Source organism: Arcicella lustrica, from assembly GCF_034930985.1.
Classification (GTDB): Bacteria; Bacteroidota; Bacteroidia; order Cytophagales; family Spirosomataceae; genus Arcicella; species Arcicella lustrica.
Genome location: NZ_JAYGIM010000008.1, coordinates 150567 through 175212, shown reverse-complemented (window position 1 = coordinate 175212; position 24646 = coordinate 150567). Strand labels below are relative to the sequence as shown.

Below are 24646 nucleotides of genomic sequence, written 5' to 3'. Positions count from 1 at the left end.
TTAAATTAGTTTCCTTTCATGGCTGATAACATACTTCCATAAACAGTGTTTAATGAAGATAAGTTAGTAGTCAATTTTGCTAATTCTTGCTTAAACTGCTGAGTATCTTTACTTGCGTCAGCCATGTTTTCCATTGCTACAGTTAAATTACCATAGAAGGCATTCATTGCTTTCAAGTGTTTGTTGGTGTCTTGTAATTCTAATTCATAAACAGCATTCAAAGCACCCATGTTTTGAGTTACTTTTTGGAATTGAAGACGATATTCTTTAGCATCTTGAGAAGCGTTTGCCATTTCTCCCATAGCAGTCATCGTTACTCCGTAAGCCTTATTCATTTCTGTCATTGTCCCTGCTGCAATTTTTACATTTTTAGCATAGTCGTTTGTTGCAACAGTCGCTTCAGTAATTGTTCCAATTTTAGAAACAGTTTCAGTTAAAGACTTCATGCCTTTTCCTAAATTTTCAAAAACATCAGGAGTAATTTTAGCATTAGCTAACATCTCATCCATTTTAGCAGTTAAACCAACTCCAGCGTTTGATGTTGCAACGCTTCTTTTAGGTAATTCTCCTTGGAAATCACTTGCTAATTCAGGATATACTTTTTCCCAATCGTAACTTTTTTCAGGTCTTACAGAAAGATATAAAACTCCGAATAATATAAATATAAATGCTTCAGTAAACATTCCTACCATTAGCATTTCATTGGCATAATTCCAATGTAAGATTTTAAATAAAGCACCAACGATAACTACTGCAGCACCAAAACTGGCGATAACGTTAATAATTCTTTCCATTTGTTTTTGTAATGATTTTGAGTGTAACGATTAATGAGAATGATTTTGATGTTTGGATGGATTATTAAAACGAAGCGAGAGAACGTTGTCGTAAAGTACGACTGGATTCCCTCGCTTACGATTCAAAATCGTTTTTTCTTTTACCTGAATTCTTTACCTGATGAACGCCCTAAATGATTCATCGCACAACGGAAGCCGATATAAGAACGTTTCTTGGTTTCATACTCATACGAGCGAGTACCCGTTTCAAGATAATAAGCAACGTCTTTCCATGAACCTCCACGAATTACTTTACGTGGTTCGTCTTTATCGTCATTCATTGTGTTTAAGTCCCAAGTAATTGCTACAGCATTATCAGCATAAGCATCTAAGCACCACTCAGCCACGTTTCCAGCCATGTTATATAAACCATAATCGTTTGCATTGAATTGGTTTGCAGGCGCTGTGTAGGCATAACCGTCAGCATCATAATTACCTCTGTGAGGTTTGAAGTTTGCTAATAAACAACCTTTTACGTTAGCAACATAAGGGTTACCCCAAGGATATTTAGCAGAAGCTTTTCCTCCACGAGCAGCCCATTCCCATTCTGCTTCAGAAGGTAAACGGAATCTTGGAGAAATGTACATTCCTTCAGATGTTCTGTAGTCATTGTAAGCTTTTGTTCTCCAGTCGCAGAAATATCTAGCTGCAACCCAGCTAACACCAACTACTGGATACATATCAAAAGCTGGGCTTGAGAAATAATATTCAGTCATTGGGTCACCATTGTGATAAGTAAAGTCTTTACTCCATACAGTAGTATCGGGATATAATTCAGAAAGTATTTTTTCTTCGCCAAGGACAGAGATTGAATCTGTCAACATTACGTCTGTGAATTGGCGATATTCATTATTAGTGATTTCAGTATCGTCCATATAAAACTGAACAACTGTTACACGTTTGTTGAAGCCTACTGATGTTGCAGCAATATCCTCATCTGCTTGTCCCATCATGTATGAGCCAGCAGGAATCAAGACCATACCTAGTGGGGTAGTTTGTTTCCAACCTTTACGACTGGTTGCTGCAATTTCCCCATTGACCATCTTGATATCTTCTTTTTTGCTACTTCTGCTTCGTTTGCTATTCTTGCCTTTAGCAACCTGTTCTCCTCGTTTGCTACTTCTACCTTTGCTACTAGCTGTTTTGCTAGTACCAGAGCTACAGCTATCCAAAAACAAAACAGGAGTAACTACTAAGAGTAGTAAGGATATTTTCCTGAAAATTCCACTGTAATTCATAGTGTCTTAACTTTTTTAATTGATACCCGTAAGTAAAATAAGGTAATGATCTCTAAAATTTTGATAATGGTTTTCTAATATAATCGTGTTTTATATTATTGTAATAAAATTCAATTTTTAATGTTAAATCTTCTTAAAAACGACCTTATTTACTTGGTTAGTATAGTAACCCAAAAACAAAGTTAATATTTTTTTCTGTTGTAAGTACACCAATCGTTTATTTGTGATTTTTGTAAATTGCTTCTGTTGGGTTTTGTAGGAAAAAAATTATTGATGTCTGAATCTTGGTGTACGAACTGGAGTCTTTTTCCCACCAAATAATTTTGGTGCAGGCAGTGCATAACTGATTAATACTTCGTGTGATGTAGGAGATTTTGCTGTTTGCCCAACTGTTGTTAAATCGAGTGAATAACCTAATCGTAACGAATTGTCTTTCAGCATGGATAACCCTGCAATAATGATACCAGCATCGTTTAAACGATAAGAACCTCCGAGCCAATATTTTTCAGTATAAGTAAAAATGGCACCGCCTTCTAAGGCTGAAGTTACGAAATCGCTTCTCCAAAGTGCTGTTGGAGTAACTTTTACTTCATCATTAAGATAATAATCATAGCTTGCCGTAATATTTAATACTTGTTTGATACGGTAATCGCTATCTCTTGTTACGCCAAAACTATAATTGGGTGTATTGACGTGGTTAAGACTTATTCCTAGTTGATAATCCTGTGCTTTGTATAAAATGCCTAGTGCTAAATCAGCTTTGGTTTCATTAATACTTTTAGAGGCTGCATCTACAATTGGGTCACCTGTTTCACCTGGTCTAAAGCGTGAGTCAAAAGTTTTGGTATGAAATCCACCTTTTACGCCAATTGATAATATTGAACCGTTTCTTAAGCCAATTTGATAAGCGTAAGATAATAGCATATTCTGATAGCCACTTCCAGAAGGCGTTTTATCATTTACAAATTGTATTCCTAAGCCACTATGCAACCCGTTCAATGGCATTGAGGCAGTAAGTACTTGTGTACCTAATGAACCTGAACCATCATAAGTAGTTTGGTAGGCAGTCCATTGATTACGGTAATGCAATTGAAATCTCATTACACCATCGGTACCTGCCGTTGCTGGATTAATATATAATGGATTAAACATATATTGACTCAACTGTGCATCTTGTTGCGCAAAAACGGAGCAGTTTGCCAATAGCAGTAGAATTAGAGTAAAATATTGTAAATTCTTTCGCATAGTCTTTCAAAAAAGTACAGATAAGTCAAAATACAGGCTTTAATTCCAAATCTAATAAACATTTGTATAATTTACGCTAAAATTTGTATCTCTCAGATACTCCTAACGCTAATTTATTGATATTTGTTGTAAAAAGTCTGATAAAAAAAGAGACCCATGAGTTTTATTACTCACAGGTCTTGAATGATTTATTTTCAATAACCTTTAAAGGCTATTGGCTTTTTTGATATAAAGTTCCAAAGCGCCAGTCATTGATGGAGCATTTGGAAGTGGAGCTTGAATATCTAAAATCAAACCAGCTTCGGTTACTGCCTTTGCTGTTGTAGGACCGAAGGCTGCAATTCTCGTTTTATTTTGTTTGAATTCAGGGAAATTATGATACAAAGATTTAATACCTGAAGGGCTAAAAAATGCGATGACATCATAAAAAACACTTTCTAAATCAGATAAATCAGAAGAAACTGTTTCATACATTACTGCTTCAGTAAGATGTAAATCGTTTGTTCCCATAAATTCAGGAATATCGCTACGGCGTTTATCCGAACAAGGGAATAAAAACTTTTCAGTTTTGTGTTTTTTGATTAACTCAAGTAATTCTGCAGCAGTTTTTGTTCCTGTAAATATTTTACGTTTACGTATCACGATATATTTCTGCAAATAATTTGAAGTTTGTTCTGTAATACAGAAATACTTCATATCGGCTGGTACTTCGATACGTGCTTCTTTACAAATACGAAAAAAATGATCTACGGCATTACGGCTAGTAAAAATAATGGCTGTATGCTCAAGAATGTTGATTTTTTGCTTCCGGAAGTCCTTAAAAGCAACGCCTTGAATTTCGATAAATGGGCGAAAATCAACCTTGATATTGTATCTTCTCTCCAACTCAAAATATGGTGATTTCTCGTCGGTTGGGCGTGCTTGCGTAACTAAAATACTGGTTACTTTGGTTAATCTGTCTGGATGTGCGGTTAATGTTATTTCGCTCATGCTCAATGCAGTTAAACTTGATTGGATTATTGTTTGGGCTAATGATGTTCTTTTTTAGAACATTTTTTTGTTGAATTATCACATTATTTAGAGTGCAAAACGGATGCCAACAATAAGTGGGATTAATTCAACGATGCAAAGGTACGAAAATAAATATAGATTTTTTAATGAGGTCATCTTATTTATCGTAAAGTATAAGAGGGCCAAGCGTCCAATAAAGAATATAGAAACTGGTAGGAACAAATACTTTTCTGCATTTTTGGTGATTTCTGGGATAGATATTGTACTGTATGTCAGTACAATTAATACAATCAGGAAAAAAATACTTGAAGCTTGAATAATTTTAAAAAAGTGAATATTTATAATTTTATCAAGTCTGTAAAGATTGGAAAGAATCATCAATGAAACATATTTGAAAATGTATGCTCCGAATATAATAGAGGTTATTACCAAGAAATTACTAAATAATACACCAAGTGTTTCTCCTTCTTGAAGAATGGTACTTGTCGAGAATAAGTCGTTTTTCTCAATAATAATTAACATGAAAATAAAACCAATCGTAAAACTGAGGTTTATCACAAACAATAAATTCCCCAAATCGAAAGGCTTGTTTACAACAAAAGTATCATCTCGAAGACTTATCGTTAAAAGGTCTTTCGGATTAAAAAAACGTTCAAAAGATTTTGGTTGATAGTTATACAGAAAAGCATACGCACATACCAACAAAAAAATACCAATCACAAAGAAATTCTGGAAAGAAGAAATTTCTCGAGGAATAATCGTCAATAAAGATTCTGATAATTCAATTACTGCTTGACTTGTTGATTTTGGGTTTCCTACATACAGCATTAATTCATCTACGTTGGTATTAGTACCATAAATCGTAAGGAATAACTTCGTTTTTTTATAAACGTTTTGAAGACTATCAACATCTAATACAAGCCACTGATTTACTGGTAGTTTTTGTTGTAAAGAAGCATTGATAAATAGATAATTTTCTTTAGATGAGTAATAGAGTATTTTGTAAGTCTTGTAGTTTTCAATATCACAAAATAAGCTGAATGAATTATAATCTTTATGAAGTTCACGAACATAAGGTACATAAGCCTTGTAGGGTTCGTCAAAGACCTGCCAGTCGTCGTGATAGTCATGAACTAAATAAAAGCTATTGCTTGGTCCAACGGTGCCTTTAGCATAGCTATGATTAGAGAATGACAGAAGACTAGCGATAATCAAAAAAACTAGCGACTGGAAAAAGGAGTACTGTTTGTCTAAACACAAAATCCTGCATGATTCAGTAAATCGTGCAGGATTTTGCAATTGAATATATTTCTGGTAAAAGTTCAAGTCTTGATAGTTTTGTGCAAAATTAGAAAAAAACTATCAATATTCATTGAAACCGTTTACTACAATCCTAATGCTTTCAACATTGTAGCACCAATATCAGCAGGAGAATGTACTACGTGGATTCCACAAGCCTCCATGATTGCCATTTTAGCAGCAGCAGTATCGTCTGCACCACCGATGATAGCACCTGCGTGACCCATTCTACGACCTTTCGGTGCAGTTTGTCCAGCAATAAAACCTACTACAGGTTTTCTGTTACCATCAGCTTTGATCCATTGTGCAGCTTCAGCTTCCATTCCACCACCAATTTCACCAATCATTACGATACCCTCAGTTTCAGGGTCATTCATTAATAATTCTACAGCTTCTTTAGTTGTTGTTCCAATGATAGGGTCACCACCAATACCAATTGCAGTTGTTTGTCCTAAACCTGCTTTTGTCAATTGGTCAACAGCTTCGTAAGTTAAAGTTCCTGATTTTGATACGATACCAATTTTACCTTTTGTGAAAATAAAACCAGGCATAATTCCTACTTTACATTCACCAGCCGTCATTACTCCCGGACAGTTTGGACCAATTAAACGACAATCTTTATTCTGAATGTATTCCTTAGCATAAATCATGTCTTTAGTTGGAATACCTTCTGTAATACAAATAATTACTTTGATACCAGCGTCAGCAGATTCCATGATAGCATCAGCAGCAAATGCAGGCGGTACAAAGATGATTGAAGTATCAGCACCTGCTTTTTCTACAGCTTCAGCAACTGTATTAAATACAGGACGGTCAAGATGGGTTGAACCACCTTTTCCTGGTGTTACACCACCAACTACGTTAGTACCATATTCGATCATTTGCTGAGCGTGGAATGAACCTTCAGACCCAGTAAAGCCTTGTACGATTATTTTTGAGTTTTTGTTAACAAGTACACTCATTTCAGATAAATATTTGGTTTGTAAAAATCAGTTTTTTTGTGAAATTACTGTATTTAACCTTAATAGAGATTATAATTATACAGTGCCTACGTAAATTTATTGTAAAGGTATAGTTTGCAAGGCAAAGGACAAAAAGGAATTTGGATATTGAGTAATATACTTATTTTAAATTGTATTTAATTGATTGATTTATAGATATTTAAAGCTATTTCTATTTCTGGAAATATAGTATAGCTTATCATTTTTCGATAATTTAATTGCCTAATTCTATGTTAAGATTGATTTGATAGAAATTTACTGATGAATTACCCAGAAGTTTGAAATATTGTTTTTTGAGAAAAGATAGGAGGGGAGGCACTGCTCCTTTGGTGATAAACAATTGAAGTGCTTTTTAAAGGATATGCACAAAAAAAGCAAATCCAGTGATTAACCTGAATTTGCTTTTTTGTGTTATCTAATTTTTAATAATATACTTAAAGTGTTCTTTTCTTTCCTTTTGAATCAATTACTTCCATTGATTTTACATTTGAACTAACCAAGATACTTCGTGAAGATTGCGATAAAAACGAACTTCCATAATTTACTTCTACTCTTCTCGTTTTGCCATTTTTGAGTGTTTCTAAAACAACCATATCTGTATTTTTCAATGGTTTACTTTGCAACACACTATTTCTTAATTTGAAGGTTTTTAGTGCACCACGGTTTTGTGTTGCCATCATCAAGGCTTTTCCTTGTGGATTATTCACTCTGACTAAGCCTTTTGCATCGCCTAAAACAATAAAGGCACTTTCAGGTAAAGTAATAGGTTTGAAGTCGCCTTTACCGTTTCCTTTTAAAAGTAATCCGTTGAAAGCATCATATCTGCCAACTGAAACTTCTGCTCCAAAATCGTTTCCAACCATCAGCACATCAAGGTTTCCGTCGTTATCAAAATCTTCGGTCAACATTCCTAAAACTGGCGCTGTTTGTGCTTCCATTGGTAATGCTTTTACTTTAAAAGTATCATTCCCAAGATTTTCGATATAACTTGTTTTAAGATAATTGGCCTTTAAAATGATGGCATCTTTCAAATCTTCTTCTGAAAGTACATCTTTTATCTCCGCATTTGCTAGAGTATTATAACGAACAAATTTCTTACGCATCGTAATCATTTGCTTATTTAAATCATCTTTTCCGTTGAATGGCACTTCTTTTTTGAGCAATTCACCTTCTTTTGATTTATAAAAAACCGTAGGAATGGCATCAAAATTACCATCGGTGTTGAAATCTTTTCCATAAATAGAAACCGGTTCGGTATCACTTGCTCTGAAAAGCGAATTTTTTCCGAAGTTTCCAACTATGTAGTCGATGTCACCATCATCATCAAAGTCACCAGTTGTGATACTGTTCCAGAAACCTACTTGTTTGTCTAAATCAGTAGCCGTTGCTAATTTTTCTAATTTTCCATGATTATTTTTAAGAATCGTGATAGGCATCCACTCGCCAGCGAGCATCAAATCTATCCAACCATCGTTATTATAATCTGTCCAGATGGCATCACAAACTAAACCGATATTTACTAAGTTTTTAGCTACTTGTGCTGTTACGTCTGTGAATTTTGGTTGCCCAGCTTTTGAGTCATTTCTAAGGATATAACTTGAAACAGGTTTTGGATAACTTGCTACTTCTACTCTGCCACCGATGAATAAATCAAGGTCGCCATCTTTATCATAATCGGCAGCTTTTACACATGAACCACTTTTTAAGAATGCTGGAAGTGCTTGGGTTTTCTGTGTAAAATGTCCTTTTCCATCATTTTCATAAAATCTATCTTGATAAACAGGGGAACCATTTGGATACTCGTAACCGCCACTGACGATGTATAAATCAAGGTCATTGTCTGAATCTGCATCAAAAAGTAATACGCCCATGTCTTCAGAAGGTTTCGTCAGATTCGTTTCATTGGCAATTAAATCAGTTTGTGTGAATTTTCCCGATTGATTTTGGAGTAAAAATGTACCTTTTTGGTCGCTTGGTCCGCCAATGAAAATATCTTCAAGTCCATCTCCATTAACATCTCCAACAGAAATGGCTGGCCCAAACTGAGAGAATTTATGAGGCATTAATTTTTGAATATTAAAATCAATAGCATCTTTTTCAGTATGCGTAAAATTGATATTCAAGGAATCGGTAATGTCTTCGAAAAGAGTAGGGTTACTTGATTTTTTCTCAAGATTTACAACCGCATTTTTTTCATAAATATTCAAAACTTGATTTGCTTTCACGTTTTTGAGTACTTGTACTTTACCACTTTGCCAAATAATTTTTACTTCATCAACAATATGATTTTTCCCTAAACCAAAATGTACAATATTTTCAATTGTAGAAAGATAACCACGATAAGGCGAATTTTCATAAACTTGAGTCTGTCCATTTTGATACTTGATTTCAACAAAAGCACCTAAACCACCAATGTTTTTATCGGCACCATTTAGTTTTAATCGAAGATAATTACTTTCATCAGGTTTGGTTTCAATCAAATTGTTACGATAAACTGAAGCTGAATCGTTGATATTATTCGTAACATAATCTAAATCGCCGTCATTATCCAAATCTCCGTAAGCTGCACCATTCGAGAAGCTCGGTTTGTTCAATCCCCATGCCATTGATACATCTTCAAAATTAAAATTACCTTTATTTCGGAAAGCATAATCTGTGATTTTTACTGAAGGAATAGAATCAAGTAACATCAATTTAGTCATCATATTACCCATTTCAGCACGATAAATCATGAAATCTTGATCTGTAATATCTCTTGGAAATCCGTTGGTGATAATAATATCTCTGAGTCCGTCATTATCAAAATCGGTTGCCATAGGAGTCCAACTCCAGTCAGTTTCAGCAACGCCAGCCAATAAACCAATTTCACTAAAAACAGGTTTGCCCGTTTTAGGATTTACTCCTTGGTTCATTTGTAAAGTATTTCGTGCATATTGGTAGTCGTAGCCAAACTTTTCATTGTTTTGATAAGTCAAGTAATTGTTGGGTGGCAACATCATTTTTTTACGATAATTATCTGCGGGCATCATATCCACAGCCAAAATATCTACCAGACCATCGTTATTAAGGTCGGCAACATCATTTCCCATTGCCGAATATGAAGTATGTTTGAAATAGTCGTGAGCTTGGTCGTTGAAAGTACCATTATGATTATTGATGTAAAGTAAATCATTTGTCAAATAATCATTCGTTACATAAACATCTTTCCAGCCATCACGATTGATGTCGGTAATGTTTAGTCCCAAACCGTAACCTTCAATCAAAATGCCAGCTTGTTTTGAAATATCTGTAAAAACGGCATGATGGAGTTTTTCATCCCAATCATTACGGAATAATTTGTCTGTTCTTTTTGATGAACCATCTACAATTTTATCATGATATTTATTAGGGAAACGGATGTCTTCCATTTCGTTAATTAATACATATAAATCTAAATCGCCATCATTGTCATAATCAAAAAAAGCGGCGTTAGTACTATGTGAATCATCGTCGATGCCATACTCTTTTGCCATTTCCTTAAAAGTTGGAACACCATCTTTCCCAACTCCTTGGTTTACATAAAGCATATTAGTTCTTTCAGAAGCAACGTCTTTTACGGTTGCACAAACATAAATATCTAATAATTTATCATTGTTAATATCAACTAGGGCAACACCCGAACACCATTTGCCATCGCCTGCAACTTTTGCTTTATCGGTTACGTCCTCAAATTTTAGCTTGTTGGCATCATCTACTCCTTTATTGAGGTACAATTTATTGGCAACTTGGTTGCCTGTGAAGTAAATGTCAGTAAGATTATCATTGTTGAAATCGCCTAAAGCAACGCCTCCGCCATTATAAACGTATTCAAATTCAAGTACATTCATGGTGTCATTTTCTGTAATCCTATTAGAAAATGTAATACCTGTGTCTTCTGCGGATAATTGAGTAAAGAGCGTACTCTCTTTTTTACATGAGGAAAGAGAGAAACCTATCATGAAGAATAATAGCAGTAATTTTTGATTCATAAAATTGGGTCTTTTTTGGAATATAAAATTAACAAGATTTTATATGAATACTATTCGTGAATGACCTAATTTGAAGAATATGAACGTATATTTTTAATAATTTATATTTGAATAGTCAAATTTGATTTAAAATGGAGATTTTAGAGCATAAAACATAAAAAAAGCTCGAAGAAATCTCCGAGCTTTTTTGACTAAAAATATTATTAATGAATTAAAGCGTACGTTTCAATTCTTTCATTTCGTAACATTCGATGATGTCTCCCACTTCAAGGTCATTGAAGTTTTTGATTGAAAGTCCACACTCATATCCGAATTTAACTTCAGCTACATCGTCTTTGAAACGTTTCAAAGCAGAAATTTCACCTTCATGAATCACGACGAAGTCACGAATCACACGGATTTTATGAGCACGTTTCACTGTACCATCTAATACATAAGAACCTGCAACAGTACCAACTTTAGAAATTTTGAATACATCACGTACTTCAATGTTAGCTGTTACAACTTCTTCAAATTTCGGTGCTAATAAACCTTCCATCGCATCTCTTACATCATCAATTGCTTGGTAGATGATAGAGTAAGTACGAATTTCGATTTGTTCGTTTTCTGCCAAACGACGAGCGTTTACACTTGGACGAACTTGGAAGGCTACAATTACTGCATCTGAAGCAGAAGCTAATAATACGTCTGATTCTGAAACTTGTCCAACACCTTTGTGAATAATACGAACTTGTACTTCTTCGGTTGAAAGTTTCAATAATGAATCTGACAATGCTTCTACTGAACCATCCACGTCACCTTTCACAATTACGTTCAATTCTTTAAATGTACCGATTGCTTTACGACGACCGATTTCATCTAAGGTAATATGTTTACGAGTACGTAATGATTGCTCACGGATAATTTGTTCACGTTTGTTGGCAATTTCACGTGCATCACGTTCATTTTCCATTACGCTTAATTTATCACCCGCAGCAGGAGCACCGCCTAGTCCTAGTACTTGTACAGGAATTGATGGGCCAGCTTCTTTTAATTTATTTCCACGGTAATCGAACATGGCTTTTACACGACCATAGTGCGCACCGGCAAGCATCATATCTCCAACTTTCAATGTTCCTGCTTGAACCATGATATTGGCAACATAACCACGACCTTTATCTAACGAAGCTTCGATAACAGCACCTACAGCACGTTTATTAGCATTGGCTTTCAATTCTAATAATTCAGCTTCCAATAATACTTTCTCTAATAATTCATTGATACCCATACCTGATTTAGAAGAAATTTCTTGAGTTTGATATTTACCACCCCATTCTTCAACAAGCATGTTTTTGATTGATAATTGCTCACGAATTTTTTCTGTGTTAGCACCTGGCTTATCTACTTTCGAGAAAGCAAAAACGATAGGTACACCAGCAACCATTGCGTGGTTGATAGCTTCCTCAGTTTGTGGCATCACGGCATCATCCGCTGCAATTACGATAATGGCAACGTCAGTTAACTTAGCACCACGAGCACGCATCGCTGTAAAGGCTTCGTGACCAGGAGTATCAAGGAATGTAATTCTACGACCATCGTCATGTTTTACTGAGTATGCACCAATGTGCTGAGTGATACCACCGGCTTCACCAGCAGCAACTTTTGCACGACGGATATAATCAAGTAAAGATGTTTTACCGTGGTCAACGTGACCCATGATGGTTACGATTGGTGCTCTCGGTAATAAATCTTCTGGAGCATCTTCTTCTTCTACGATAGCAGATTCAATTTCTTCTTCTGCTGATACGAATTGTACTTCAAATCCAAATTCTTCGGTAATTAAAGCGATAACATCTGCTTCAAGACGTTGGTTGATTGAAACGAACATTCCTAAACTCATACAAGTAGAAATAATTTCGTTAACCGAAACATCCATTAAAGAAGCTAATTCACTTGCTGAGATAAACTCAGTTACTTTCAAGATTTTTGCTTCTTCGTCTTCTGCTAATTGACGTTGTTCGTTTCTTTCGGCACGGAACTTACGTTTAACACGACGTTCTTTTGCACCAAAGTTAGACTTGTTGGTTTGTCCTTGCAGACGAGCCATCGTAGCCTTGATTTGGTCTTGGATTTGTTTTTCAGAAACTTCACCTTTAGGTTGTGGTTTTACTCCACCGCCAGCATTGTTGTTATTATTTCCAGCTGGTTTTTTCTTAAAGTTGTTATTACTGTTATTATTGTTTTGATTGTTGTTGTTACCTTGATTATTGTTCGAGGTATTATTGTTGTTACCAGTATTACCACCAGTATTGGCAGGTTTTCTAGCATTAGGGTCATTCGTAGTAGGAGCGCCCGGTACGCCGTCTTTTTTCGGACGAGGAGCACCTCTTTCATTGCGAATTTCAGCTTCAGTAACTTTAGCTCCGCCCGGTTTATCGATGCGTTTACGCTTTTTCTTATTGTTATTATTGTTGTTGTTATTTCTAGAACCACCACGGGCAGGTTCAACGGGTAAAGAAATTTTACCTAAAACCGTCAAACCTTTTAGTTGTTCACCTTTCGCTTCAATTAATTCCACATTTGAAGTATCTTCTGGAATTTCATCATTACGACCAAGTTTTTGTGCTGGCGCAGGACGTTGCTGTTGTGGTTGTGGTGCAGGGTTTGGTGTTGGTAAACTACTTCCCTGTTGTATTGGACGAGCTTGGTTTTGGTTTGGATTACCACCACCTTGCTGTTTGTTCTGTTGTGGATTTTGGTTTGGATTTCCGCTACCTTGTTGCTTATTATGCTGTGGATTTTGGTTCGGATTTCCGCCACCTTGCGGTCTGTTTTGTTGGTTTGGATTATTATTCCCACCGCCTTGTTGTGGCTTATTTTGTTGATTTTGGTTATTGTTCACCCCACCTTGTGGTCTATTGTGTTGGTTCTGATTACTCGGCTGTATTGCTGCTTCAGCAATTTTGGTTTCTGCTATTGGTGTTGCTACTGCTTCTATCACTACTGGTTTTTCTAATACTACCACAGGCTCAGGCTTTGTTGCTTCCTCAACCTTTTCAACTTTTGGAATCTCTACTACTCTAACCTCTTCGGTTACCACAGGTATAATCACTGGCTTCACCTCTTCAACTTTAACTTGAATTTCTGGTTTTGGCTCAGGTTTAACAGCTTCAATCTTCACTTCAGGCTCTTCAACTTTTGGCTCTGGTTTTGGTTCAGCTATTACAGGCTTTTGAGGAACTGGATTTCCTTTTGCATCCAATTCTATTTTACCAAGTACTTTAAATTGTACTTCGGCTCTTCCCAAAATCACTTCTGGTTCTTTCTCAGCTTTTGCTGGTTCAGCTACTTTTGTTTGTTCAGCCTCATCAGCTTTATCTTTTCCACGGAAATAAAGAGGCATATCGTCATCTTGCTTTTTCGTAGGAACAAACTCTTCCACTGTAGGTTTCGATGAAACTACAGGTGCTGGGCTAACATCTTTCAATAAAGATTCAGCTCCATATTCTTTTGCAACGAGCTTTAACTGCTCAAAATTTAGTTTGGCGTTGGGGTTGTTCTCAACCTTGTGACCTTTGACAGAGAGATATTGAACAATGGTTGAGGTTCCCACGTTAATCTGCTTTGCCACAAGGCTCAAACGCATCATTTTATCTTCTGCCATAATTTCTGTTGATACTTTTCTATAGTAATTTTTAATTTTAAGTAATGAATGATAGAATAGTTTTGATGAGTAAGTGAGAAAAAAACAATGACTATTCTATCATTCTATCACTTACTCATTCTAAATTACTCAAACTCCGAACGTAGAATTGATAATACTTCGTTTACGGTTTCTTCCTCAAGCTCTGTACGACGAATTAATTCATCGCTGTTCAATTTGAGTACTTGTTTCGCCGTATCCAAACCGATTTTGTGTAATTCTGCAATTACCCAATCTTCGATTTCGTCAGAAAATTCAGTTAAGTCAACATCTTCGTCATCAACTTCACTTTCTTTAATATCACGATAAACATCTAATTCGTAGCCAACTAGCTTTCCTGCTAACTTAATGTTTTGTCCGCCTTTACCAATTGCCAAGGATACTTGGTCTGGTTGTAAATACACCGCAATTCTTTTTCTTTCTTTATCAATTTTCATTGAACTTACTTTGGCTGGGCTTAAAGCACGGCCTACAAGTAATTCAAGGTTTTCAGTATAATTGATAACGTCAATGTTTTCGTTCTGTAATTCACGCACAATTCCATGAATACGAGAACCCTTCATCCCCACACAAGCACCTACTGGGTCGATACGGTCATCATAAGATTCTACCGCTACTTTTGCACGCTCACCTGGTTCACGAACTACTTTACGAATCATGATTTGTCCGTCGTAAATCTCAGGAATTTCTTGTTCGAATAAACGTTCTAAGAAAACAGGAGAAGTACGAGAAAGGATAATCTTTGGCGTACCATTATTCATATCAACTTTATGAATAACAGCTTTTACCGATTCACCTTTTTTGAAACGATCTTTTTGAATCATCTCTGATTTTGGTAAAGTCAATTCATTGCCTTCACCATCAGTAATGATAAATTCTTTTCCAATAATTTGGTAAACATCTCCCGAAACCATTTCTCCAACTAAGTCTTTGTATTTTTCAAAGAGACCTTCTTTTTCTAAATCTTTAACTTTTTGAATCAATGTTTGACGAGCCGTTTGAACAATTCTACGACCGAAATCTTCTAATTTGATTAATTCCGCTACTTCTTCGCCAATTTCAAAATCAGGTTCAATTAATTTTGCTTCTGCCAAAGGAATTTTGTCATAATCCCAAATATCTTCTGAATTGTCATCAACAATTTCACGTGTGCGCCACATTTCTAAGTCGCCACTTTCAGGGTTGATAATTACATCAAAATTTTCATCCGTACCGTATCTTTTACGAATCATTGTGCGGAAAACGTCTTCCAGCACTTTAATCATCGTCGGACGGTCGATATTTTTTTCTTTTGCAAAATCCGCAAACGATGAAATTAACTCTGCACTATTCATCTTTTCATAATTTTATTAATGTGAAAAGAAGCCAGCAAGTAGAATGGATGAGGGATAAGATTTACTCTAATTTCAACAATTCAACCGTTCGGCAACTCGACCACTATTTAAACGATATTTGTACTTTTGCTTGTTGTATATTCGAAAAAGGAATGGTGATTGCCTCTATTGGCTCTACTTTCTTACTTTTTGTTTTCTTTGGTTCTTCTTTGAAAGTTATGCCTTCGTCGCTTACTTCTTCTAAAGCCCCTATTTTTTCTATTTTGTCGTTCAATACTAATTTCAAATTACGACCAATATTTTTGACAAACTGACGCTTAAATGTAAGTGGGTGATCGATGCCCGGAGAAGATACTTCTAAATTATAGGCTCCAGCAATTAATTCATTGGTTTCTATAAAATGAGCCAACCTTCTACTAACAGATGCACATTCTTCTATTTTTATGCCTTCGTCGGTATCTAATAGAATCGTAATGTTCTGTCTAGTTTTACCTTCACTTACTTGAACATCTACAATGAATAACCTTCCTTCTTCAAGATAGGGTTCAAGCAGTTCGATTATTTTTTCTTTTGTCATTTCTTTTTTCACAGTTAAGTCAACTGTGCTACAATCTAGTAAACAAAAAAGAGGGACTATCGACCCCTCTTCCTTTAAATTCTCTGCAAAAGTAATAAAAATTGTCTTAGAAAACAAGTTTCATGATTGGTTTACAGTGTTTTTCACAATTAATTAAGGAAATTAAACTACAAATCTGCTCTAAAGCTAAATCCATGTTTTTCAAAAGCTAAACTTTCATAAAAAGCATGTGCTTCAGTCCGTTTTAAATTACTTGAAAGTACCAATTTATAACAGCCTGTTTCTTTGCTTTTTTCCATAGCGAATATCATCATGGTTTTGCCAATTCCTTTTCCTTGATAATTATCAGCAACCACAACATCCTCAACAACGGCTGAAGGAGTACCCAAGTGAGCCAAATTATCCATTATCAATAAAGCGAAGGTGCCAATAATTGTGCTTTCAGTTTCAGCTACATACACTTTGTAATTTGGATAAGTAGCCATTTTTGAGAAAAGTGTTTCAGCTTGTTCAAGCGAAAGTACTTCTCCTTTGTCGAGAACCTCGGCATATAGATTTAGGATCTGAGGTAAATCTTCTTTTATCGCTTGTCGAATTTGAATATTCATGGTTTTAAGAAAAAAAATAGTACTTTTGGACAAATTTTAACCTTGATTTTAGCATACAACTAAAATACTTAATTATTTTAAAATGAAGCTCATATTCATATTAAGAAGCTTCGTTCAGGAATAATTTATTTTAAACTAAAATCAACAATCAGAAATCAAAAAAATGTCATACGGTTTATTAAAAGGAAAAAGAGGAATTATTTCTGGAGCATTAGATTCCAACTCTATCGCTTGGAAAGTGGCTCAACGTGCTAAAGAAGAAGGCGCAATTATCACACTTACGAATGCTCCTTTAGCCATGAGAATGGGAGAAATCAACAAATTAGCTGAAGAATGCGAAGCTAAGATTATTCCAGCGGATGCTACTTCTGTAGAAGATTTGGAAAAACTTTACGAAGGTTCAATGGATGCTTTGGGTGGGAAAATTGATTTTGTATTGCATTCAATTGGTATGAGTACTAACATCCGTAAAAACCGTCCTTATGGCGATTTGAACTACGAATGGTTTATGAAATCTTTAGATGTTTCAGCTTTATCATTCCACAAAATGTTGCAAGTTGCTGATAAAATGGATGCTATTGCTGATAATGGTTCAGTAGTAGCTTTATCTTATATCGCTGCACAACGTTCTTTTCCTGATTATACTGATATGGCACAAGCAAAAGCGATGTTAGAATCGATAGCTCGTTCTTATGGTTATCATTATGGAAAGAAAAATGGAACAAGAGTAAACACTGTTTCGCAATCACCAACTAAAACCACCGCTGGTACAGGTATTTCAGGATTTAATGCTTTCTATGAATATGCCAACGAAATGTCGGCATTAGGAAATGCAACTGCGGATGAATGTGCTGATTATGTAATTACTTTATTCTCTGACTTGACGAAGAAAGTAACGATGCAAAACCTTTTCCATGATGGAGGTTTCAGTGCAGTAGGTATTTCAGAAGAAATTGTAGCAAGAATGGGTTAAAAAATATGGAGTTATGAGTGCAGAGTGTTGAATCGAAAAATTGTTTTAAAACATTCATTAGCCTAATTCCAATAAATATTTCTAAACAAAAATGACAACTTCAAAAGAGTTGTCATTTTTGTTTGGGCTTCTTGATAAATAACAAAAGCCTCTTCGAAGTGAATCCGAAGAGGCTTTTGAAAATATTTTAGGAGTACTATAAACTTAAAGTACCTCTACGAGCAGCATCTACTAAAGAAGCTTCTAAGCCTTTTTTGTTGATAGTACGGATAGCTTTTGCTGAAACTTTCAACTGTACCCATACACCTTCTGATTCTAAGAAAAATTTCTTAGTGTGTAAGTTTGGAAAAAATTTACGCTTAGTTTTATTGTTAGCGTGAGAAACGTTATTTCCAACTTGTGTTTTTCTTCCTGTTAATTGACAAACCTTCGCCATGATAAAATTCTTTTATTTGTTATGTAAAATCGCTTTTTGAGCGATGTAATAGACTTGATTACCAGTGTTTTCCGAAATGGAATGCAAAATTAGGAAATAATTATTAATCTAACAATTAATTACAGAAATAAAATTGATACTTTTCTGTTAATGTTATAAAAAAGCTTGCAAACCAAAATATTCATTAGGCTTTGTTTATTCAAGACATTCTTAATTTGTACTTTTGTCTAAAGCTAACCGCCAAGATTACATCATGCTGAAAAAAATTGCAACTTCTCTTTTGTGGCTAACGAGTCTTCCTTTGTGTATATATACTCTTTTTACCTATTTATTAGCTTATACTTTGGTGATTGACCATTGGTTTGTTGGTTTCATGATGATGAGTTTGCCAATAGTGATGATACTTTGTGCCATCATTGCTCTTATGTGGCTATTTATCAGACCTTCCCGAATGCTTCTTCCTCTTGTTGTTTTACTCATTGGTTATCCATTTATTAGAAGAACTTTTAGCTTTCATACTGCTAAGGAATCCGATAAAAGTTTGTCGGTATTAGATTATAATGTTTTTGGTTTTTACCATAATAGTTATCCATTTAATAAAGACAAAACGAAAGCATCTGTTACTTATGTTTCAGAAACCAATGCAGACATTAAATGTTTTCAGGAGTTTAGTAGTATGAGTAATGAAAAAGATTTCAGGGTTTTTGAAGCCATTACCAAAGAGAACCCCTACTATGTGATTAATAGTATTTATGGTACGCATAGAATATTTTCATTAGCGATTTTTTCAAAGTATCCCATCATTCACGAAGAAAAAAGTTTATTTGGACAAGAGCCTGGAAAAGATAATGGTAATGGCTATTTATTGGCTGATATAGCCATGGAAAAGGATACGATAAGAGTAATTAATTTACAACTCCAGTCGATGGGAATTAGAGTGAAAAGAGTTGTAGAGGAAGTAAAAGAGAAGTCGTATTCTCAGGCTAAGGATGAGACCAAATCTATTTTATCAAGTTTAAAAACAGGTTTTGTGAATCATGCAGAAGAAATAGAACAAATTGAAAGATTGATTGATGAAAGTCCTTTTCCAGTAATTGTTTGTGGTGATTTTAATGAAACGCCTTACGGAAATGCCTACGGACATATTCGTGATAGATTGAAAAATGCTTTTGAGGAAGCTGGAAATGGTTTTGGTTTTACACTTAATCGTAGTCCAAGATTTGTTAGAATTGATAACCAATTTTGCAGTGAATCAATAGAAGTATTAGATTTCCAAACGCATGACCATATTAAATCTTCAGATCATTACCCAGTATTTGCAAAATATAAAATACGCTGATTATTAAGTGTTTGATTGGTACTTTCCCATTTTATTTTGCTTGAAATCTCGTCTGGCTTCAACGATGTATTTTACTATTTCCCATGAATTACTGCCGTAGAAAAAACCTTTTTTTAGAAAAGACATTGCATTTCGATTGATTTTTTGCATCGTTTGTTTGTCAAAGCCTTTATACTTAGATTGTACATAAAGATTGTTACGATACATATAATAATATCTTAACGGAGAATGTAATTCTTTTTCTTTTTTAATTAAGTAGAGTGTTTTAATAGACGCTTTCTTTTCGGTTTGTCCTAATTCATGCTGAATGAAAACGTTGATTAATTGAATCATTTTAAAGCCTGCTTTTTGAACTCTCAAACAGTATTCAATATCAACAGCATCAATGAATAGCGCTTCATCAAATTTTCCTATTTGTTGATAGATATTAAGATTTAAAAGTGTTCCTGAAGTAATCATTCCATCAATTTCTTGATAGCTTGATTGTGCTAACGATTGTTTATTATTACGTGAGAATTGTGGACCAAATAATCCTACATTCTCTGGGTGTGGAAATTTGCTTACTCCATCCCAATAATATTGAATTGCATTTCCTTCAAATTTAGAATCTTGGTCCATCATCAATAACCAATCAAAGCCTTCATTAATTGCCATTTGCGCACTAGTATTCAATCTTTTGGCAATACCAGCATTGTGGTTATCATGTAAATAAGTGATATTGGGAATTTCCATCAAATTCTTTTTTAGAAATGTCCCTTCTTCAGTATTATCAAAGACATATACTTTATCAACAGCTTTAGCATACGTTTTGATATTGTCTAAAGTATTTTCAGTTGGATGATAAAGTATTACTACTGCCGCAATTTTCATGATTATAGAGGTTTATAGTTGGGCAATTAATTTTTTAATTAATAACTCAAACTGAGGTTGAAACGAAAATTCAAAGCCGTTGGCTCCTTCAGGAATTACATTTGGACATTTGTAATAACTTTCTAGCATTCTTGGTGTTTTTAAAGCTTCTGCGATAGCGTAAGGGAATGATTGATTCCCAATAAATAATTTTGCACCGGCAATGATACTTGCCATCTCCAAAAAATTGCTTACTCTGGCATACTCAAGGTTAGGTATAATCGCTTTCATCAACTTAAACTCTTCTGACAAACCCACAAAAACTAGATTGTTATATTTTTTTAGAACAGAATAGTCTATCATGGGTGAATTGTAACGAGTACTTCTTGCAATAACGATTTTATCGCTCATTGAAGTATTTTTTGGTACAACTAGCCAAGGTTTGCTTAAATCATAGCTTACTGCAAAGCAGTTAAAGTACCACCTGCTGATGTGTCCTTTTGTGTGATCAAATGTAAATTGCCTAAAAATGTCTAAATCGTAATCTATTGCTTGGTTCTTAAAGATGTCGATTTGTTGAAATTGGTTTTGTAAAGCTAAAAGTGGCTCTAACATCGCAACCGACTTTTCATTCAAACCAATATCTTTTAGCGGATGATTACCATCAACTTTTATTCTTTGACCGATATTTAAATGAAGATTTATCTTACCATTTTCAGCCAAAGCATACATCGCTGGAATAGCATAAATTATATCGCCAAGATGCCCACTGTGTTTAAAATCGACAAGGGCTTTAGGGGTATCTAAAAAGTTAATCGAAGGCAAATCATTTACCTTTAATTGGTATTTATAATTTTGATAAGCTTCTTTGTTCGTGTTTTTTAGATATAATTTTTCAAGAGAATTGAGTTTTTTAAAGAGCATATATTAATTAAGCAATTGAGAGAATAAGTTTCAAAGAGGATCAATGTATTAAAAATAGGTAACGAGAAATGTAGGGTAGTGAAACAAACATTTTTACTGAACCCCGTTTAGTTTTTGCTAAACGGGGTTCAATGCTTAAAATGATTTTGCAATGTTTGTAAACTCACGAGATTTCAACGATGCTCCACCGATTAATCCGCCATCTACATCTGCGCAAGCAAATAATTCTTGGGCATTTTTCTCATTACAACTTCCACCGTAAAGAATAGAAGTGTTATCTGCTGCTTCCTGACCGTATTTAGTTGCTAAATGTCCTCTTAAATAAGCGTGCATTTCTTGTGCTTGTTCAGAAGAAGCTGTTAAGCCAGTTCCGATTGCCCAGATTGGTTCGTAAGCGATTACCACTTTAGCGAAATCTTCTGGAGAAAGATGGAAAAGGCTGTCGGTCAATTGAGAAGCAACGAAAGCAAGAAAATCTCCACCTTGACGCATTTCTAATGATTCACCACAACAGAAAATTGGCGTTAAACCATTTTCAAGAACGATGTTTACTTTTTCTGCCAATTGTTCATTTGTTTCTTTGAAATACTCACGACGCTCTGAGTGTCCAAGAATTACATGAGTAACACCAATTGATTTCAACATTGAAGCTGAAATTTCACCAGTATATGCACCAGAAGCTTTGTTAGAACAATTTTGTGCAGCAATGCCAATATTTGGAGCTGTTTCTGTATATTTTTGAAGTGTCGATAAGTAAATCGCTGGTGGAGCAATAATTACTTGCACATCAGTATTTACTTCGTCTTTCACCATATTTACAACTTCAGATGCCAAAATCAAGGCTTCTTCGGCTGTTTTATTCATTTTCCAGTTTCCTGCTACAATTTGCTTTCTCATTGTTTTTTGGTTAATTATAAATTAGATATTTTGACAAAAGTACTTCTTATCACAATTCTAAAAAACAAAAAGCCATAAGTATCTTCATCTTAAAGGTGAATATTTTGAAAATTCTACAAGAAAGACAACATAAAAAACAGAAAGGTTGGATTTTGTTTTTACAAAATTGGAATCAATCATATCCCCACTTTCAATCACATAATATTCATGAATAAAATTTTATAAATATTTTCGGTATTTTTCTTTGAATAAACATTAATTTTTTAATGTAACTCTTTGGAAATAAGTAATATTATCCCGATATTTAAGATAAGAAAAACGACTCTTATCATGAAACTGGCTTGGCATAAAATATTATTGTTCAGTACTTTACCGCTGGCAGGGTATTGTCAAGACTCTACGAGTTATGCTGAACAAAATAATGGAGGTGTAAGGGTAAGCACTTATGTTCGAAGTGAAAGACCTAAAAAATTAAAATTCAAACCTGCCATTGAAGAAAACTTTGGTTTTCAGTTAGTAAAGAAAAGAAAAATCTCCGTCATTCCTTTTGAACTTCACGCCAATTTGGTGATTGTACCTATCAGAATTAATAACTCTGATACGCTAAGATTTATCCTTGATACGGGTGTGAGTTCTATTATTGTGACAGACTCAAAAGTGGCTGAAAAACAAGGAATGCTATACAGCAGAAATGTGAAAATAGCGGGCGTTGGTGTTGGAAATGACTTAGAAGCGGGCATTGTGATTGATAATACGATAAAAATGGGAGACGTAATTGGTTATCGCCAGAATATCGTAGTACTGAAAAATGATATTTTAAAACTTAGCGAATTTGTAGGAAAACCCATTCATGGAATTATTGGATATGACCTTTTCAATCGTTTTGCCGTAACAATTGATTTTTCGGTCAATCAAATCGTTTTAGAAAACCCCGAACATTATAAATACAAAACGTCTAAAGGACAACGTTTCCCGATAACAATTGAAGAAAATAAACCTTATTTGGATGCTGTAGAATTAGTAAATGGCGACCAAACAGTACCTATAAAAGTATTATTGGATACTGGTGCAGGACATGCCATTTCGATTGAAGTAAATAAGAAATTTAATATTCAATTGCCCCCTAAAGTTGTGAAAGCTCAATTAGGACGTGGCTTGAGTGGTATCATTAATGGAAATTTAGGACGATTGCCTAAAATAAAATTCGGAAAATACGAGCTAAATAATGTAGTCGCTTCATTTCCTGATAGCTCATCTTATCATTTAAAACCAACTAATTTTTCTGAACGTCAAGGAAATATTGGTTGTGAGTTTCTCAGAAGATTTAAAGTTACTTTCAATTATCGGGATAAATATGTGGTGTTAAAACCGATTAATAGAAGAATGAAAGAACCATTCGAACACAATATGAGTGGAATGGAATTATTGGCAAGTGGAAGTGATTATCATGAGTTTTTGATTGAAAGAATTATTGAAAATTCTCCAGCTCATTTGGCAGGTTTACAGCAAGGAGATAGAGTGATTTTTATCAATAATAAGTCTTATAAAGATATATCAATTACTGATATATATAAAATCTTTCAAAAAGGGGAAGGCAAGCCGATTAGTATGGTGGTGAAAAGGGGACAAGAAGTGATTTTTACAACGGTAAATTTGAAAAGACTGATATAAAAGTCGCTCACTGAATATCAATGAGCGACTAACACTTAAACCAAAACTAAATTTTTTATCTTTCGATGCGTCCATCCAATAACTCAATTACTCTGCTTCCATAAGTAGCATTTTTCTCTGAGTGAGTTACTTGAATAATGGTTACGCCTTCTTCGTTCAATGTTTTAAATAATTCCATTATTTCCTGTCCTTGTTTTGAATTCAGATTGCCTGTAGGTTCATCTGCCAAAATCAAATTGGGCTTTGTAATAATAGCACGAGCAATGCCCACCAATTGTTGTTGCCCACCCGAAAGCTGATTGGGAAATAGGTCTTTTTTACCAACAATATTGAATCTGTCCAGAATATCAGCGACCATCGATTTTCTTTCAGAAGAACCAATGCCATGATATAATAGTGGAGTTTCTATGTTTTCATACACCGTTAGTTCATCAATCAAATGATACGCTTGAAATACAAAACCAATGTGTTTTTTGTATAATTCTGCACGCTGTTTTTCTTTGATTTTCAGTACGTTTTCTCCCAAAAATGAATATTCGCCTTCATTGGGTTCGTCCATCATTCCTAAAACATGTAAAAGCGTAGATTTTCCAGAGCCCGAAGGTCCCATGATAGAAACAAATTCTCCCTGTTCAATAGTTAAACTTATATCACGCAAAACGAAAGCCCGATTTACGCCTGAATTATACCAACGGAAAATATTTTTGAGTTCTAGCATATTG

General features: G+C 34.7%; 19 protein-coding genes. 3 read left to right on the top strand and 16 right to left on the bottom strand.

What is annotated here, in order from left to right; genetic code table 11:
* Nucleotides 1-5: 5 nt before the first annotated feature.
* From porL to VB798_RS11455, 11 genes are all read right to left on the bottom strand, one after another.
* The gene (gene porL, locus VB798_RS11505; RefSeq protein ID WP_323258619.1) at nt 6-794 is read right to left on the bottom strand and encodes a type IX secretion system motor protein PorL/GldL; all 789 of its coding nucleotides are present in this window, start codon (nt 792-794) and stop codon (nt 6-8) included.
* A 140-nt stretch (nt 795-934) separates the two neighbouring features.
* Nucleotides 935-2071, bottom strand: a complete 1137-nt coding sequence (gene porK / locus VB798_RS11500; protein WP_323258618.1) for a T9SS ring complex lipoprotein PorK/GldK — start codon at nt 2069-2071, stop codon at nt 935-937.
* Between the two features lie 267 nt (nt 2072-2338).
* The gene (locus VB798_RS11495) at nt 2339-3316 is read right to left on the bottom strand and encodes a PorP/SprF family type IX secretion system membrane protein (protein WP_323258617.1); all 978 of its coding nucleotides are present in this window, start codon (nt 3314-3316) and stop codon (nt 2339-2341) included.
* Nucleotides 3317-3520: 204 nt separating this feature from the next.
* On the bottom strand, nt 3521-4306 hold the full coding sequence (locus VB798_RS11490; RefSeq protein WP_323258616.1) for a uroporphyrinogen-III synthase: 786 nt from the start codon (nt 4304-4306) through the stop codon (nt 3521-3523).
* A gap of 87 nt (nt 4307-4393) precedes the next feature.
* Nucleotides 4394-5653 (bottom strand): DUF4271 domain-containing protein, encoded by a 1260-nt coding sequence (locus VB798_RS11485; RefSeq protein ID WP_323258615.1) that lies wholly within the window; start codon nt 5651-5653, stop codon nt 4394-4396.
* Between the two features lie 59 nt (nt 5654-5712).
* Nucleotides 5713-6588 carry a succinate--CoA ligase subunit alpha gene (gene sucD, locus VB798_RS11480; protein ID WP_323258614.1) on the bottom strand — a complete coding sequence of 292 codons (876 nt, stop codon included), beginning with the start codon at nt 6586-6588 and terminating at the stop codon, nt 5713-5715.
* A gap of 473 nt (nt 6589-7061) precedes the next feature.
* Nucleotides 7062-10634 carry a VCBS repeat-containing protein gene (locus VB798_RS11475; RefSeq protein ID WP_323258613.1) on the bottom strand — a complete coding sequence of 1191 codons (3573 nt, stop codon included), beginning with the start codon at nt 10632-10634 and terminating at the stop codon, nt 7062-7064.
* Between the two features lie 211 nt (nt 10635-10845).
* Nucleotides 10846-14277 (bottom strand): translation initiation factor IF-2, encoded by a 3432-nt coding sequence (gene infB / locus VB798_RS11470; protein WP_323258612.1) that lies wholly within the window; start codon nt 14275-14277, stop codon nt 10846-10848.
* Between the two features lie 125 nt (nt 14278-14402).
* On the bottom strand, nt 14403-15650 hold the full coding sequence (gene nusA / locus VB798_RS11465) for a transcription termination factor NusA (RefSeq protein WP_184137602.1): 1248 nt from the start codon (nt 15648-15650) through the stop codon (nt 14403-14405).
* Between the two features lie 103 nt (nt 15651-15753).
* Entirely contained in the window at nt 15754-16227 is a 474-nt protein-coding gene (locus tag VB798_RS11460; RefSeq protein ID WP_323258611.1) for a ribosome maturation factor RimP, read from the bottom strand.
* 167 nt (nt 16228-16394) lie between these two features.
* Nucleotides 16395-16835 carry a GNAT family N-acetyltransferase gene (locus VB798_RS11455; protein ID WP_323258610.1) on the bottom strand — a complete coding sequence of 147 codons (441 nt, stop codon included), beginning with the start codon at nt 16833-16835 and terminating at the stop codon, nt 16395-16397.
* Nucleotides 16836-16998: 163 nt separating this feature from the next.
* On the opposite strand from VB798_RS11455, the gene VB798_RS11450 reads away from it, so the two are divergent.
* Nucleotides 16999-17808, top strand: coding sequence for an enoyl-ACP reductase FabI (locus VB798_RS11450; RefSeq protein ID WP_184137598.1), 810 nt, complete (start codon nt 16999-17001; stop codon nt 17806-17808).
* A gap of 196 nt (nt 17809-18004) precedes the next feature.
* On the opposite strand, the gene rpmB is transcribed toward VB798_RS11450, so the two are convergent.
* On the bottom strand, nt 18005-18244 hold the full coding sequence (gene rpmB / locus VB798_RS11445; RefSeq protein ID WP_184137596.1) for a 50S ribosomal protein L28: 240 nt from the start codon (nt 18242-18244) through the stop codon (nt 18005-18007).
* Between the two features lie 253 nt (nt 18245-18497).
* Here rpmB and VB798_RS11440 point away from each other — a divergent pair, with 253 nt between their 5' ends.
* Nucleotides 18498-19583: an endonuclease/exonuclease/phosphatase family protein gene (locus VB798_RS11440; protein WP_323258609.1), complete on the top strand. Its 1086-nt coding sequence runs from the start codon at nt 18498-18500 to the stop codon at nt 19581-19583.
* A 3-nt stretch (nt 19584-19586) separates the two neighbouring features.
* On the opposite strand, the gene VB798_RS11435 is transcribed toward VB798_RS11440, so the two are convergent.
* The 3 genes from VB798_RS11435 to tpiA form a co-directional block, all read right to left on the bottom strand.
* Nucleotides 19587-20453, bottom strand: coding sequence for a glycosyltransferase family 2 protein (locus tag VB798_RS11435; protein WP_323258608.1), 867 nt, complete (start codon nt 20451-20453; stop codon nt 19587-19589).
* A gap of 12 nt (nt 20454-20465) precedes the next feature.
* Nucleotides 20466-21356, bottom strand: a complete 891-nt coding sequence (locus VB798_RS11430) for a hypothetical protein (protein WP_323258607.1) — start codon at nt 21354-21356, stop codon at nt 20466-20468.
* Nucleotides 21357-21491: 135 nt separating this feature from the next.
* Entirely contained in the window at nt 21492-22253 is a 762-nt protein-coding gene (tpiA, locus tag VB798_RS11425) for a triose-phosphate isomerase (protein ID WP_323258606.1), read from the bottom strand.
* A gap of 330 nt (nt 22254-22583) precedes the next feature.
* Between tpiA and VB798_RS11420 the strand changes: the two genes are divergently transcribed.
* Nucleotides 22584-23924, top strand: coding sequence for an aspartyl protease family protein (locus VB798_RS11420; RefSeq protein ID WP_323258605.1), 1341 nt, complete (start codon nt 22584-22586; stop codon nt 23922-23924).
* 55 nt (nt 23925-23979) lie between these two features.
* Here VB798_RS11420 and VB798_RS11415 read toward each other — a convergent pair whose 3' ends face one another.
* Complete coding sequence (locus VB798_RS11415) at nt 23980-24642, bottom strand: ABC transporter ATP-binding protein (RefSeq protein WP_323258604.1); 663 nt, start codon at nt 24640-24642, stop codon at nt 23980-23982.
* Nucleotides 24643-24646 lie beyond the last annotated feature (4 nt).

Bases quoted from the DNA above. Each gene is read 5' to 3' on its own strand.
- VB798_RS11415 (WP_323258604.1), bottom strand. From the start codon at position 24,642: ATGCTAGAACTCAAAAATATTTTCCGTTGGTATAATTCAGGCGTAAAT.
- VB798_RS11450 (WP_184137598.1), top strand. From the start codon at position 16,999: ATGTCATACGGTTTATTAAAAGGAAAAAGAGGAATTATTTCTGGAGCA.
- VB798_RS11420 (WP_323258605.1), top strand. From the start codon at position 22,584: ATGAAACTGGCTTGGCATAAAATATTATTGTTCAGTACTTTACCGCTG.
- VB798_RS11435 (WP_323258608.1), bottom strand. From the start codon at position 20,453: ATGAAAATTGCGGCAGTAGTAATACTTTATCATCCAACTGAAAATACT.
- VB798_RS11460 (WP_323258611.1), bottom strand. From the start codon at position 16,227: ATGACAAAAGAAAAAATAATCGAACTGCTTGAACCCTATCTTGAAGAA.
- VB798_RS11490 (WP_323258616.1), bottom strand. From the start codon at position 4,306: ATGAGCGAAATAACATTAACCGCACATCCAGACAGATTAACCAAAGTA.
- VB798_RS11430 (WP_323258607.1), bottom strand. From the start codon at position 21,356: ATGCTCTTTAAAAAACTCAATTCTCTTGAAAAATTATATCTAAAAAAC.
- VB798_RS11455 (WP_323258610.1), bottom strand. From the start codon at position 16,835: ATGAATATTCAAATTCGACAAGCGATAAAAGAAGATTTACCTCAGATC.
- porK (WP_323258618.1), bottom strand. From the start codon at position 2,071: ATGAATTACAGTGGAATTTTCAGGAAAATATCCTTACTACTCTTAGTA.
- nusA (WP_184137602.1), bottom strand. From the start codon at position 15,650: ATGAATAGTGCAGAGTTAATTTCATCGTTTGCGGATTTTGCAAAAGAA.
- infB (WP_323258612.1), bottom strand. From the start codon at position 14,277: ATGGCAGAAGATAAAATGATGCGTTTGAGCCTTGTGGCAAAGCAGATT.
- rpmB (WP_184137596.1), bottom strand. From the start codon at position 18,244: ATGGCGAAGGTTTGTCAATTAACAGGAAGAAAAACACAAGTTGGAAAT.
- porL (WP_323258619.1), bottom strand. From the start codon at position 794: ATGGAAAGAATTATTAACGTTATCGCCAGTTTTGGTGCTGCAGTAGTT.
- sucD (WP_323258614.1), bottom strand. From the start codon at position 6,588: ATGAGTGTACTTGTTAACAAAAACTCAAAAATAATCGTACAAGGCTTT.
- tpiA (WP_323258606.1), bottom strand. From the start codon at position 22,253: ATGAGAAAGCAAATTGTAGCAGGAAACTGGAAAATGAATAAAACAGCC.
- VB798_RS11495 (WP_323258617.1), bottom strand. From the start codon at position 3,316: ATGCGAAAGAATTTACAATATTTTACTCTAATTCTACTGCTATTGGCA.
- VB798_RS11440 (WP_323258609.1), top strand. From the start codon at position 18,498: ATGCTGAAAAAAATTGCAACTTCTCTTTTGTGGCTAACGAGTCTTCCT.
- VB798_RS11475 (WP_323258613.1), bottom strand. From the start codon at position 10,634: ATGAATCAAAAATTACTGCTATTATTCTTCATGATAGGTTTCTCTCTT.